This window comes from Bacillus sp. RSS_NA_20 (assembly GCF_020165915.1).
Classification (GTDB): domain Bacteria; phylum Bacillota; class Bacilli; order Bacillales; family Bacillaceae; genus Bacillus; species Bacillus altitudinis.
The window spans coordinates 909788-921262 of record NZ_JAIUKW010000005.1; the positions used below are offsets into that span (position 1 = coordinate 909788).

At 40.3% G+C, this 11475-nt stretch carries 17 protein-coding genes and 1 riboswitch; of the genes, 2 read left to right on the forward strand and 15 right to left on the reverse strand.

The features are described 5' to 3' along the window. The 8 genes from resA to LCD32_RS10170 form a co-directional block, all read right to left on the reverse strand. Positions 1–531, reverse strand: coding sequence for a thiol-disulfide oxidoreductase ResA (gene resA / locus LCD32_RS10135; RefSeq protein ID WP_017359780.1), 531 nt, complete (start codon positions 529–531; stop codon positions 1–3). A 90-nt stretch (positions 532–621) separates the two neighbouring features. Next, complete coding sequence (rluB, locus tag LCD32_RS10140; protein WP_007501012.1) at positions 622–1356, reverse strand: 23S rRNA pseudouridine(2605) synthase RluB; 735 nt, start codon at positions 1354–1356, stop codon at positions 622–624. Positions 1357–1490: 134 nt separating this feature from the next. Then, positions 1491–2027 (reverse strand): spore maturation protein, encoded by a 537-nt coding sequence (locus LCD32_RS10145; RefSeq protein WP_017359781.1) that lies wholly within the window; start codon positions 2025–2027, stop codon positions 1491–1493. Positions 2028–2031: 4 nt separating this feature from the next. Continuing rightward, positions 2032–2619, reverse strand: a complete 588-nt coding sequence (locus LCD32_RS10150) for a nucleoside recognition domain-containing protein (protein WP_060781156.1) — start codon at positions 2617–2619, stop codon at positions 2032–2034. Next, the gene (locus LCD32_RS10155; RefSeq protein ID WP_224563721.1) at positions 2607–3758 is read right to left on the reverse strand and encodes a D-alanyl-D-alanine carboxypeptidase family protein; all 1152 of its coding nucleotides are present in this window, start codon (positions 3756–3758) and stop codon (positions 2607–2609) included. The genes LCD32_RS10150 and LCD32_RS10155 overlap by 13 nt, the downstream gene beginning before the upstream one ends. A 110-nt stretch (positions 3759–3868) precedes the next feature. Further along, positions 3869–4348 (reverse strand): YpuI family protein, encoded by a 480-nt coding sequence (locus tag LCD32_RS10160; RefSeq protein ID WP_024718922.1) that lies wholly within the window; start codon positions 4346–4348, stop codon positions 3869–3871. Between the two features lie 112 nt (positions 4349–4460). Continuing rightward, positions 4461–5054, reverse strand: a complete 594-nt coding sequence (gene scpB, locus LCD32_RS10165) for an SMC-Scp complex subunit ScpB (protein ID WP_008344462.1) — start codon at positions 5052–5054, stop codon at positions 4461–4463. Continuing rightward, positions 5044–5802 (reverse strand): segregation/condensation protein A, encoded by a 759-nt coding sequence (locus tag LCD32_RS10170; RefSeq protein ID WP_007501021.1) that lies wholly within the window; start codon positions 5800–5802, stop codon positions 5044–5046. The genes scpB and LCD32_RS10170 overlap by 11 nt, the downstream gene beginning before the upstream one ends. A gap of 210 nt (positions 5803–6012) precedes the next feature. Between LCD32_RS10170 and LCD32_RS10175 the strand changes: the two genes are divergently transcribed. After that, a complete protein-coding gene (locus tag LCD32_RS10175; protein WP_008359694.1) occupies positions 6013–6105 on the forward strand; it encodes a YjcZ family sporulation protein in 93 nt (30 codons plus the stop codon). An 88-nt stretch (positions 6106–6193) separates the two neighbouring features. Continuing rightward, positions 6194–6718, forward strand: coding sequence for a DUF309 domain-containing protein (locus tag LCD32_RS10180; RefSeq protein ID WP_060781159.1), 525 nt, complete (start codon positions 6194–6196; stop codon positions 6716–6718). Positions 6719–6942: 224 nt separating this feature from the next. Here the strand turns inward: LCD32_RS10180 and LCD32_RS10185 are convergent, their stop codons facing one another. From LCD32_RS10185 to LCD32_RS10215, 7 genes are all read right to left on the reverse strand, one after another. Further along, positions 6943–7296 carry a GNAT family N-acetyltransferase gene (locus LCD32_RS10185; protein ID WP_008344455.1) on the reverse strand — a complete coding sequence of 118 codons (354 nt, stop codon included), beginning with the start codon at positions 7294–7296 and terminating at the stop codon, positions 6943–6945. 113 nt (positions 7297–7409) lie between these two features. Further along, entirely contained in the window at positions 7410–7874 is a 465-nt protein-coding gene (gene ribE / locus LCD32_RS10190; protein WP_007501031.1) for a 6,7-dimethyl-8-ribityllumazine synthase, read from the reverse strand. Between the two features lie 26 nt (positions 7875–7900). Further along, positions 7901–8524: a 3,4-dihydroxy-2-butanone-4-phosphate synthase gene (gene ribB, locus LCD32_RS10195; protein ID WP_017359786.1), complete on the reverse strand. Its 624-nt coding sequence runs from the start codon at positions 8522–8524 to the stop codon at positions 7901–7903. Between the two features lie 11 nt (positions 8525–8535). Continuing rightward, positions 8536–9186 (reverse strand): riboflavin synthase, encoded by a 651-nt coding sequence (gene ribE / locus LCD32_RS10200; RefSeq protein ID WP_048003386.1) that lies wholly within the window; start codon positions 9184–9186, stop codon positions 8536–8538. A 248-nt stretch (positions 9187–9434) separates the two neighbouring features. Further along, positions 9435–9576, reverse strand: a riboswitch (FMN riboswitch). 113 nt (positions 9577–9689) lie between these two features. Further along, complete coding sequence (locus LCD32_RS10205) at positions 9690–10034, reverse strand: hypothetical protein (protein WP_008344451.1); 345 nt, start codon at positions 10032–10034, stop codon at positions 9690–9692. A 234-nt stretch (positions 10035–10268) separates the two neighbouring features. Beyond that, positions 10269–10505: a DUF2164 domain-containing protein gene (locus LCD32_RS10210; protein ID WP_017359788.1), complete on the reverse strand. Its 237-nt coding sequence runs from the start codon at positions 10503–10505 to the stop codon at positions 10269–10271. 200 nt (positions 10506–10705) lie between these two features. Then, positions 10706–11287: a TetR/AcrR family transcriptional regulator gene (locus LCD32_RS10215; RefSeq protein WP_060781160.1), complete on the reverse strand. Its 582-nt coding sequence runs from the start codon at positions 11285–11287 to the stop codon at positions 10706–10708. Positions 11288–11475: the final 188 nt, after the last annotated feature.

An 11475-nucleotide genomic window follows, 5' to 3' on the forward strand; every position in this document is an offset into this window, starting at 1 on the left:
CTATGACCCCTTTGGTTTAATCAAATTCATATATTCATAGACATTACGTTCTGTCATCGTCCCCTTTATGACTTTGATTACTTTGCCTTCAGGATTAATTAAAAATGTGGTTGGCAGCGGCGTAATATCATATGCCTCTGTCACTTGACGATCTTTGTCCATGGCAACAGGAAAATTCACGCCATAAGCATCCATAAAATTCTTCACAGCAATATTGGATTCCCCCACATTCACGGCAACAATTTCGACACCGCGATCCTTGAACACTTCATACTGATTTGCCATATAAGGGAATTCCTGCTTACATGGACCGCACCATGTACCCCAAAAATTGAGAAAGACGCCTTTGCCTTTTAAGTCCTTTAATTCAATCCGTTCCCCATCTACCGATTGAAGGACAAAGTTCGGCGCAATAGATCCTTCTTTGATTTGATCCTGTTTGGCAAATACTGAGTTATACATCGTATAACACAGTGCAGCAAGCATCACGAGGAGAATGCCCGTCCGTATGAAAAATCGTCTTTTCTTCATCTGAAGTACCCCTTCCCCATAGACATTCAGGTAAATTATAGCATTCTCCTTCTTTTGATGCTTCTTCATTTTTTGAAGTTTATGTGAAAATTAAAAAGCGCTTTTCCCATGATCCGCAATCGCTCTTAGGCGTTTTACTTCATGCGGCGTCAATTCTCTGCGATCTCCTGGTCTCATGCCTTCAATATGAAGGAAAGCATATTGCTCTCTTTTGAGTTTTAAAACGTCGTGGCCGATTGCTTCAAACATACGGCGAACCTGTCTGTTTCTGCCTTCATGAATGGTTAATTGCACAATACATGTTTGCTTTCGTTTATCAATCGAGAGCATTTTGGCACGGGCAGGTGCTGTTTTTTTATGGTCTAACATGATTCCTTTTTCTAACTTTCTAAGCAATTCTTTTGAAGGGATGCCTTTTAGTTTCGCTGCATACGTTTTATCAATTTCATATTTCGGATGCATGAGCTTATGGGCAAATTCGCCATCATTTGTAATCAAAATTAAACCGCTCGTATCATAATCCAACCGGCCGATCGGATACAGACGCTGCGGAACATCATCAAAGAAGTCTGTCACGACTTTGCGTCCTTTATCATCCTCGGCAGCTGAAATGACGCCGCGCGGTTTATAAAGCATAAAGTAAACCGGTTCTTCTCTTTCAAGTTTTAAGCCATTGACTTCAATTTTATCTGAAGAGCCCACCTTTACTCCGAGCTCTGTCACTGTTTCACCATTAACGGTAACTCGTCCTTCTTTAATTAATTCTTCAGCCTTTCGTCTAGAAGCGACGCCGGCATGGGCAATTACTTTCTGTAAACGTTCCATTTGTCTTTCACCTCATGTACTATCTTACTTGCTTGGCTTGAAACAAACAAGCATTCGTGGAAAAATAAGCGTTTCATCTGTCTAATTTCGACAAAAAAGCTGTTTTCCATCCACGAAATAAAAAAAGCACCTGATTAGGCGCCGCTAAATAACAAACTGACGATAATAATTGATGCAATGATCCCAATCAGGTCTGCAAGCAGCCCCACTTTCAGTGCATCTCCCATTTTTTTAATACCAACTGCTCCAAAATAGACGGTTAAAATATAAAGGGTCGTATCCGTTGACCCTTGCATAACGGCAGCAAGCTTGCCGATAAAAGAGTCTGGACCATAAGTCGCAATTAAGTCTGATGTCATACCAAGCGCCGCTGTTCCTGATATAGGACGAATAAGCGCAAGCGGCACCACTTCTGTAGGAACACCAATCGCTGTAAACACAGGTTTCAATAATTCCATGACAAAATCAAGGGCACCTGATGCACGGAAAATCGTAATGGCGACAAGCATACCGACTAAATATGGAATGATTGAAAAGGCAATTTGAATGCCTTCTTTCCCGCCTTCTACAAATGTTTCGTACGTCGGTACTTTTTTAATCGTCCCTGCAATCAATATTCCTGCGATGATCAGTGGAATCAAAGCAAGTGACAGCCAGTTAATAAATGCCACAAGATCACCCCCGCCTGCTTCTGCGATAGTGGAAATAGCGATCAATCATAATCGCACCGATACCTGAAATAAGTGTCGCCAAAATGGTTGGGCCTACAATATCTGTTGGCTGATCTGCGCCATAGGTCATACGAATGGCAATGACAGTCGTTGGCACAAGTGTGATAGAAGATGTATTGACTGCTAAAAACGTAATCATAGATCGGCTCGCCTCATTTTTTCCGCCATTTAATGCTTTCATCTGCTCCATCGCCTTAATCCCAAGTGGAGTGGCAGCATTGCCAAGCCCAAAGAAATTTGCCATGAGATTGGACAGAATATACCCCATCGCTGGATGATTCGCAGGAATCTCAGGAAATAGTTTTGAGATAAAGGGCCGGCATAATTTACTAAAGAACTGCAACAACCCCGCTTCTTCTGCGATCTTCATCAATCCTAGCCAGAATACAAGAACACTAATCAACCCAATTGAAATGGTGACCGCTTCTTTTGATCCTTTAAAGACTGCTTCATTCACTTCATGCATCGTTCCGTTAAACATTGCATAGACAAGACCGATGACCGTGAGGAATACCCAAATCAGATTGACCATGAAGATCCGCCTATCGATGTCTGAAAGACAGACTTAAACATTTCTTGAAAACTTTTTTGAGGCATTCGGTTGCGTTTGTTTTCATAAAAAATGGGGACTTGCTCAATCACCTGACCATCCAGTAAAAACGTCATTTTCCCTACTACATCTGGGATCGCTTCTTTGTTTTTCTCCCATTTCTTTTCAGGCGTCAGCATTTCCGTTTCGATTTCCACTAGTTTTTTCTCATCCTCATTTAGTAAATAGTCCACATCCCGCTTAATAAACGCTTTTTTTTCGTAAAAAGTCCCTTTTAACGAAGCGAGCCTGCCTTTTTCAGCAAGCACATACGTTTTATAGTGATCAAATGCATACTCAAACATTGAGATATGATCCTTCCAGTCATCCGGTGCATTAATCGTCACAGCAATGAGCGCAGCATCTCCTTTTGCAGCTGTGGAGACAAGTGTGCGTTTTGCAAGTTTTGTATATCCTGTCTTCCCTCCAGTCGAATATTGATACAAACCCGTGAGCAGCTTGTTTTTATTTTTCCAATAACCCTCGATTGTTTTTGCTTTATAAAAGGTGGTACCGGCAATTTTTTGATATTGCTGATGCTTCATGGCGTACTTCGTTAAGATCGCCATATCATAAGCTGATGAATAATGGTTTCTATGATCATCGAGTCCATGCGGATTTTGAAAATTCGTATTCTCCATGCCTAGTTCAGAGGCCTTTTGGTTCATCATAAAAATAAAGCCTTCTAAGCTGCCGCCAACATGTTCTGCAATGGCAACAGCTGCATCATTTCCAGAGCGCAGCATGAGCCCGTATGTCAAGTCTTCTAAACTCACCTTCTGTCCTTCCTTTAAATAAATCGAAGAACCTTCCGCTTGAATCGCACGTTTTGACACTTTGACCATGTCGTTCATTTTTCCTGATTCAATGGCTAATACAGCCGTCATAATTTTTGTGATACTGGCGATTCTTCTTTTTTCGTGCTCGTCCTTTCCAAATAGGACCCTGCCTGACTGTCCATCTATTAAAATGGCGCTTCTCGCACTCACCGATAATGAGACGTCTGCTTGAGCGTGTGAGGAAAAAGGCAGTAAGAGTGTTAATAGAAGAAGGACTGCTGTTCCAATTTTTAAATAGGGCATGTTCATTCACGTCCTTGTCCGTTTTGTACAAGTGTATGCGCGGCTGAAAAAGTTATGATGCCTCGTCCATAAAAAAAAGCAACTCTCATGTGAGAGTTGCTTTGTCTTCTTTATACCATTTTCATTTGCTGATGAGATGTTGTATATTCCAGCTCTTCTCTCATCGTTAAAAAATCTTTTTCTAATGAAGAAAACAAACGTTTGACCTCAGCCGATACTTCATGATGGAAAACAATGCAGCTTTTTCCTGTGTAGGCTGAACGGCTATTTTCATACCATGTATCCTTTTTTGGTGTAAAAAATTCTTCAATACATTGATGATAAATACGATGAAGCGTCTGCTGTGCGGCTTGCTGCGGGAATGTCTGCTGCTGCCTGATTTTCCGACAAACCGCCGCGGCATCCTCGCTATAAACTGCAAGTTTCCGCAATGTACTTAATATGTCACAATAATAGGCTTCCGCTTCCGGGTTTAATCGTTTCAAGCTTGATAAGGTAGCTTCGTTCAGAAAATCATTCACTTCAACTGCAACCTTTGATAAGAAAACGCCTGCTTGATCAACTTGAGCCTTTACATTCATATGTGCCATTTGTTTCGTGTTTACCTTCCCCTCATGGCTTTGTCACCATTTTATCTTTCAAACGAAGATTTTAGACCTAAAATCTTTTTATATTTTATCATACATTTTTCCTTATTTTGAACTATTTTATCTCTTCAAATGTTTGATTGAAGTTTTCAAAAAAGAGATCAGCCTCTTCTTGCACCCCATCTGCTTCCACATTCTCTGGAAGTGGCGGTAATTCATCTAAGGCTTTTAAACCAAATTGCTCTAAAAAGGTAGGTGTTGTCCCATAAAGGATCGCTCGTCCCGGTCCATCGGCACGTCCTACTTCACAGAGCAGTGCTTTGGCAACTAAACTATGCAGCACTCGTTCTGATTTAACGCCTCTGATCTCCTCGACTTCGCTGCGTGTAATCGGTTGTTTATACGAGACAATGGCGAGCACTTCTAGCGCTGCCTGTGACAAACCTTTCGATGGTGTCTCTACTAATTTTTTTAAATATACGCTGTATTCTTTTTTCGTCAGCAGCATATATGAATCTGCATATTCAATAAGCTCAATCCCTCGTTCTTGTTTTTGATATTCTTCCTTTACGGCAGACATAATATCAAGCAACGCTGCCTCATCAACTTCAAGAACAGACATGAGCTGTTTTCTTGTTAAGCCTTCGTCACCTGCTGCATATAGCAGCGCTTCTAAGATGGCTTTCCAATTCACGATATCAAGCGTCATGAATCGTTTCACTCCCTATGATATAAATATCTTCAAAGTTTCCTTCCTGCTCCAGCATGATTTGATGGCTTTTCATCAATTCGAGAACAGCAAGAAACGTCACGACAAGGTGTTCCTTTTGATCATGTTGAAATAAAGTCATGAAATTGGTCCGCTTTTTTGTTTTTCTTAAATGGTTCATAATCTCATTCATTTTGTCTTCAATTGGGATTTCTTGTCTTGTAATCTTTGATGGTGCTGGTTTTGTTATTTTTTTGCGGTTCAATACCTTTTGGAACGCACCTAACATATCATACACCGTGACGTGTAAGTTTGTGTCCTTCGCTTCTGCTTCTTTTGCAAATTCACTTAAATCACTTGGTGGTTTTGTGAAGGCGTTTTGCCGCTCTTCTTCACGTTCCTTCAGTTCTTGCGCTGCATTTTTATACTTGCGGTATTCAATTAATTTGCCAATCAGCTCATCACGAGGGTCCTCTTCTTCTTCCATCAGGTCTTCATCAAACAGCTCTTCCTCTTGTTTTGGGAGAAGCATTCTGCTTTTAATGCTGAGGAGAGTTGCAGCCATCACCAAATACTCACTTGCAACATCCAGTTCAAGCTCCCTCATCGTGTGGACATATAATAAATACTGCTCCGTAATTTTAGCGACGGGAATATCATAAATATCAATTTCCAAACGGTTAATTAAATGTAAAAGCAAGTCCAAAGGACCCTCAAACGAATCTATTTTCACCTGATATTCCAGCATTCTTTTCTCACCATTTCTACTGTCTTCTAAGTACCGTTTTCATCGGCTAACCTTTAGTATAAGACACGATAAAGCTCTCGTCCAATATAATTTCGACCATGAGGCAGCAGGCAAAAAAAGAAAAACAGTGGATTCGCCCATACCAATGAGGGCATTTATACATAGAATACCATTGTAATCAGAACTGATGAAAAAGGAGGCCGTAACATTATGGGAGATGGTTATTACTTCGGCGGAGGATTTGCGCTTATTGTTGTGCTGTTCATCTTGCTGATCATCGTTGGCGCGGCTTGGGTTTATTAAAGAAACAGAGCGTCCTTTCATAAAGGGGCGCTCTTTCTTCTTTTCTTTTCGGTATGTTAGACTGATAGTGGAAAAGGAGTTGACCGCTGTGTATCCTAAAGCGTACGTGGCTTTTTTACATGAATTTCATACGACAAGAGATTATTTTGAGTGTCATGAAATTCTTGAAGAACTTTGGAAAGAAGATCCTCCTCATCAGCGCAAAAAGTACTGGGTGGGTCTCATTCAGCTTGCTGTTGCTTTGTATCATCAAAGACGAGGGAATGGAAAAGGAGCAAAACGGCTGATTTCAAACAGCCTTCATATATTAGATTCGGACCGGAACATACTAACAGAATTAGGTCTTGATGAAGAGGCATTTCTTTTGCTGCTGAGAACACTGAAAAAGAAAATCGATGAAGACATGCCCTACGAAAGTGTGATGCTGCCAATCCGAGATGAAACGCTTCTTTCTTTATGCCAAGAGATGGCCCAAAAAGAAGGCTTAACCTTCGGACAGGAGAGCAACTTATCCCATACATTCTTAATTGAAAAGCATAGACTGCGTGATCGAACGGACGTATTGCTTGAACGTGAAAAGCAGATGGAACGTAAAAAAAGCAGAGGCATATAACCTCTGCTTCAGCGTGTAGACAAACCCTCGCATTCGGTGTCAGTCCTGCGTGCCGGTGCTCACGAATATCGAATTCGCTCCGCTCCAGTACTCGTCCTTCCTAGACTGCAAAGGTTTTCTATCACGCTGAAAAGAAGACAAATGGCTAAAATCAAGTTCATTTTAGCCATTTGTCAACAATCTAAAGCAGAGGCATATAACCTCTGCTTTTACATGTGTGATATTTAGTTTGTTTCACTGTGACACTTATGAAAGAAGCCTTGCGTTAATTCATTTGGAATGAGTGTTTTCGTTTTGAATACTTCTTCCACGGCTAATACCATTTCCTTGCCGATGCCTTGGTCACGATGGGACGGATTGACACTAATATGTTCGATTTGTACTTGGTCGTCTGTTTTCAGCACACCAATCGCACCGACGATATCCTCACCATCTTTCCAAAGGAACAGCTGCCGATCTTCATCCATTTCATACGACTTTATCGTCTGCTGAAGCTGTTTGACGTCTTTCTCACCCGGCATAAAGGACAGGAGTCCCATGGCAATTTTTTCAAAAGACCTCTTGTAACGAATTAACATATATACCCCTCAATATTAAAATTATCCTATTTTCCAGCAAATGTCTTATGAATCACTTGCTCATCACACATTATAAACACTTTTAGGTTGTTTTTAAACTCTTTTTCATCAAATTAACGAAACGTTCGATTTAGGTTGGCCATTTCAATAGCAGCTGCAGCCGATTCACTGCCTTTATTTCCAGCCTTTGTACCGGCTCTTTCAATGGCTTGTTCAATAGATTCTGTTGTCAGTACACCAAAGATAATCGGCACCCCTGTTGAGATGGCACTTTGTGCGATTCCTTTAGCCGCTTCATTACAAACATAATCGTAATGTGATGTTGCCCCGCGAATCACGGTTCCAAGTGTAATGACTGCATCATATTTTTTTGTTTCTGCTAGTTTTTTTGCCATATACGGAATTTCAAAAGCCCCCGGCACCCACACGACATCAATATCGTCACCGTTTGCTCCGTGTCTAAGCAATGTATCTTCTGCTCCATCTAGCAATTTACTTGTAATAAAATCATTAAATCTAGCGACGACGATTCCAAACTTTAATCCTTCTGCTACTACATTCCCTTGTATTGTATTCATATGTTCATCATCCTTTTTTGTGATTTTTATTTTGTTTTCATTGTCGTTGTTTGCTTGTTTATATATGCCTGCAATGCTTCAATCGTCAGCATCTTTAAATCGTGTTCTTTTTGAATTTTTTGTAGTTCGGGTACGCGGGCCATGGTTCCATCTGCATTCATAATTTCACATATGACACCCGCTGGCACTGAACCCGCAAGTTTAGCAAGATCAACAGCCGCTTCTGTATGACCTGGTCTTTCTACTACGCCTCCCTCTTTCGCAATAAGAGGGAAAACATGACCTGGGCGGGCAAAATCTTCTGGTTTTGACTCTTTATTTAACATGGCCAAAATGGTCGTTGAGCGCTCAAAAGCACTTATACCAGTTGTCGTTGACGTATGGTCGATGCTCACTGTAAATGCTGTATGATGTGCATCCGTATTTCGCTCGACCATGGGATGCAGATCCAAGTGTTTCGCAATCGAGGCATGAACTGGTGTGCAAATAAGACCTCTTCCATGTAAAGCCATGAAGTTAATGACTTCCGGCGTTGCATGCTCAGCAAGTGCCACAAAGTCTCCTTCATTTTCTCTGTCTTCATCATCTACTACGATAATGATTTCTCCTCGTTTCAGGGCATTTACTGCCTCATCAACTGAATGATACATACAATCGCCTCCTAGAATCCGTGCTCTTTTAAAAATGATGGGGTTAATCGTGATGGCTGCTTTTCATTTTGCTCTTTTGTTAAAAAGCGATAAATGTATTTACCGATCATGTCACATTCAATATTTACTACATCCCCCATAGATTTAGTCGGGAAAATAGTTCCTTCAAGCGTATGTGGAATGATAGAAACTGTCACATGAGCATCTCGCAAATCGAAAATAGTCAAGCTGACGCCGTCTATTGCGATCGATCCCTTTTTTGTGAGCATATCTGTGAGGGTCTTGTCCATTTTCAAATCATAGTAAATGGCATTACTCTTCTTTTCTACACGGGTAATCACAGCCGTTCCATCGACATGGCCTGAAACAAAATGACCGCCGAATCGTCCATTTGATGACATCGCTCGCTCTAAATTCACTTGGCTACCTGGCGCAAGCTGATCAAGTGATGTCGCTTTGACCGTCTCAGGCATCACATCTGCCGCAAACTGTTCTTTTGTGAAGCTTGTGACAGTGAGACAAACGCCATTGATGGCGATACTATCGCCTAGGTGAACATCTTCTAGTACACGACTGCACTTGATGATGATTTCCATGGCATCTGCGGATCTTTTGCTCAATGACTTGACTGTACCCACTTCTTCAATAATCCCCGTAAACATGTGATCCTCCCTTTCTCTTTCTTTTGTATTTCTCACTTTATGAAAAAGCGATGTTTGGGACATGTGATCGATTGAACACCTTCGTCGCTTTTTATGGTCCATACAAGATGAGGGATCACCTAATAAACACTGCATGTGATGACTATATTGACATACAGAAAGCCCCGGAAAAATTCCGGGGCTGTGGTTTTTTTGCATTAGAAATAAAACTATGATCAACACATATTTTTTGTTCATACATAGCTCTCGTTATCCTTCTCCCATCCAGACTTTCACTGTCGGCTTCAGCTTCTCACTGAATCAACCGTTAATAAATTAACGGGTCACGGGCTGTAAAGCATTTGCTTTATTACCGTCGGTCGGGATTTTCACCCTGCCCCGAAGGATACAATCGATATTTAGCTGTCCTTAGGGGCTATTATAGCGATCCTTGTGGTCAAATGCAACAATCAAGATTTATCACCTGTTCATAAAAAAAGCCTCCCTATAGGAAAGGAGACTTGTTAATTGACGACTTTTACTACTTTTATAAGACCGTCTATTCTTTTTTCATTACTAAAGTATGCTTTAATACGATCGCCTTTTTTCAGATCGGCCACATCATCTTCAAATTTCTTTCCGTTAAAAATGATTTTCGTGCCATTTTTGGCTTGACCGTAATACTCATCACCATCAATTTTTGTAATGGTATATTCATAGATGGTGTAATCTTTATCATTATTCGTTAAACTTTCGCCAATGGCTGTTGGCACATCTTCAATTTTCATGCCATTCATGTATAAATAACCTGCGCCTAAACAAAGCAGTAAAACAAATAAGATTGCGATTTTTAATTTGATTTTCCCCATATTTAGAACCTCCATCATCTGCACTTCGCCTATTTGTATGTTCTATTCCTTCTTTTGATGAAATAAAACCAAAAAAGCTGATTTTCATTAATGGTTACTTATATAACGATTCAAGTGGACTTTTGGTTCCACCTTTTCATCATTACATATGATACGAATATGCGTTCTTTATTAAGGGGGTCTTTTTTCCTCTTTATCTGTTAGCAGGGTGAACAAGAAGGACGAGCTTTTTGATTATATTCTTTTCTCTAATGCGAATAGATCTTCCTCTAACAATTGAGATCTTTGAACAGCGATATTTCGGCTGTCACGAACCCCTTGATTATAATAGTAGCTTCCAAGATGTTTTGTGATAAATTCTAATATATTGATGGCTGCTAATTCACCAATCTCCTCTTCTCGTTCTTCAGCAAAGTAACGCTGAATGGCAATCATCATCTGGTTTTTTTCTTCTTTTGTTAATGGTTTCAAAGTATCTCCTGCTTTCTTACAGCATGATCACACGCTTTTTAGATGTGCACTTTCACTTATTTTTAGAGCTGCAAATGGTGACACTCACAAATACGAATGTTTGTTCTCTTATCATATCACAAAAACGTGTCCATCACACCCTAAAAGAAAAAGCGTGTTTTAATCAATGGATCAAAATACGCTATCTTTATATAGACTATTTATTTCAATATGGATAGGATCGTCGCTACAGAATGATCTACAAATGAACGCTCTGGGCGAGTTTTCATGAGGACTGTAAGTCCAATAAAAGAAACAACCAGCGCCTGTGCTAAGGCTTTGGCATTCAGACTGCTTTCGAGCTCACCCGAGCGAATACCTTGTACAATTTTTTCTTCAAAAATGACCGAAAGATACATCTGATGCTCTCTTGTGAGAATTTCAAATTTCTCTTCATGGGGGGCAAGCTCGACTATTGTATTGATGCAGAAGCACCCTTTACTCGGCCCATGTCCATATTCCTCTTCTATTAATTCAGCAAATAATGTATGAAATGCTTCCTTTGCAGATAGATTGTTTTGAAGTTTTGTTCGAATGTGGGCAGCATGCTGAGTTGTATATTTGCGTAATGCCGCTTCAAACAATTCCTCTTTATCACCGAACGCTGAGTATAAGCTTGGCCGCTGTATTCCCATTTTTGCAGTTAAGTCGCTTAATGTAGTGGCTCTGTACCCCTTCTCCCAAAAAAGCAACAAAGCCTCATCTAACGCTTTTTCCTCATCAAATTCCCGTTGTCGAACCATCATCAACCCTCATTTCTATCATAAAAATCTCTTCACTAGATCAATCATCTATTTCTTATAAGGATATTTTTTACTTATCGGTACATTATCATTTTATTTTATTGACATATCATTGTCAAATTGACTAGATCTTCACTACATCATCTTGACTTTAAAACGTTTATCTGGTTATCCTTAACAGGAATCAT

What these genes read in the sequence shown, in the direction of transcription:
- resA (WP_017359780.1), bottom strand. Translation starts at nt 531, where the DNA reads ATGAAGAAAAGACGATTTTTCATACGGACGGGCATTCTCCTCGTGATG.
- rluB (WP_007501012.1), bottom strand. Translation starts at nt 1,356, where the DNA reads ATGGAACGTTTACAGAAAGTAATTGCCCATGCCGGCGTCGCTTCTAGA.
- LCD32_RS10150 (WP_060781156.1), bottom strand. Translation starts at nt 2,619, where the DNA reads ATGGTCAATCTGATTTGGGTATTCCTCACGGTCATCGGTCTTGTCTAT.
- LCD32_RS10155 (WP_224563721.1), bottom strand. Translation starts at nt 3,758, where the DNA reads ATGCCCTATTTAAAAATTGGAACAGCAGTCCTTCTTCTATTAACACTC.
- LCD32_RS10160 (WP_024718922.1), bottom strand. Translation starts at nt 4,348, where the DNA reads ATGGCACATATGAATGTAAAGGCTCAAGTTGATCAAGCAGGCGTTTTC.
- scpB (WP_008344462.1), bottom strand. Translation starts at nt 5,054, where the DNA reads ATGACGCTTGATATCGTGAATTGGAAAGCCATCTTAGAAGCGCTGCTA.
- LCD32_RS10170 (WP_007501021.1), bottom strand. Translation starts at nt 5,802, where the DNA reads ATGCTGGAATATCAGGTGAAAATAGATTCGTTTGAGGGTCCTTTGGAC.
- LCD32_RS10175 (WP_008359694.1), top strand. Translation starts at nt 6,013, where the DNA reads ATGGGAGATGGTTATTACTTCGGCGGAGGATTTGCGCTTATTGTTGTG.
- LCD32_RS10185 (WP_008344455.1), bottom strand. Translation starts at nt 7,296, where the DNA reads ATGTTAATTCGTTACAAGAGGTCTTTTGAAAAAATTGCCATGGGACTC.
- ribE (WP_007501031.1), bottom strand. Translation starts at nt 7,874, where the DNA reads ATGAATACAATACAAGGGAATGTAGTAGCAGAAGGATTAAAGTTTGGA.
- ribB (WP_017359786.1), bottom strand. Translation starts at nt 8,524, where the DNA reads ATGTATCATTCAGTTGATGAGGCAGTAAATGCCCTGAAACGAGGAGAA.
- ribE (WP_048003386.1), bottom strand. Translation starts at nt 9,186, where the DNA reads ATGTTTACGGGGATTATTGAAGAAGTGGGTACAGTCAAGTCATTGAGC.
- LCD32_RS10205 (WP_008344451.1), bottom strand. Translation starts at nt 10,034, where the DNA reads ATGGGGAAAATCAAATTAAAAATCGCAATCTTATTTGTTTTACTGCTT.
- LCD32_RS10215 (WP_060781160.1), bottom strand. Translation starts at nt 11,287, where the DNA reads ATGGTTCGACAACGGGAATTTGATGAGGAAAAAGCGTTAGATGAGGCT.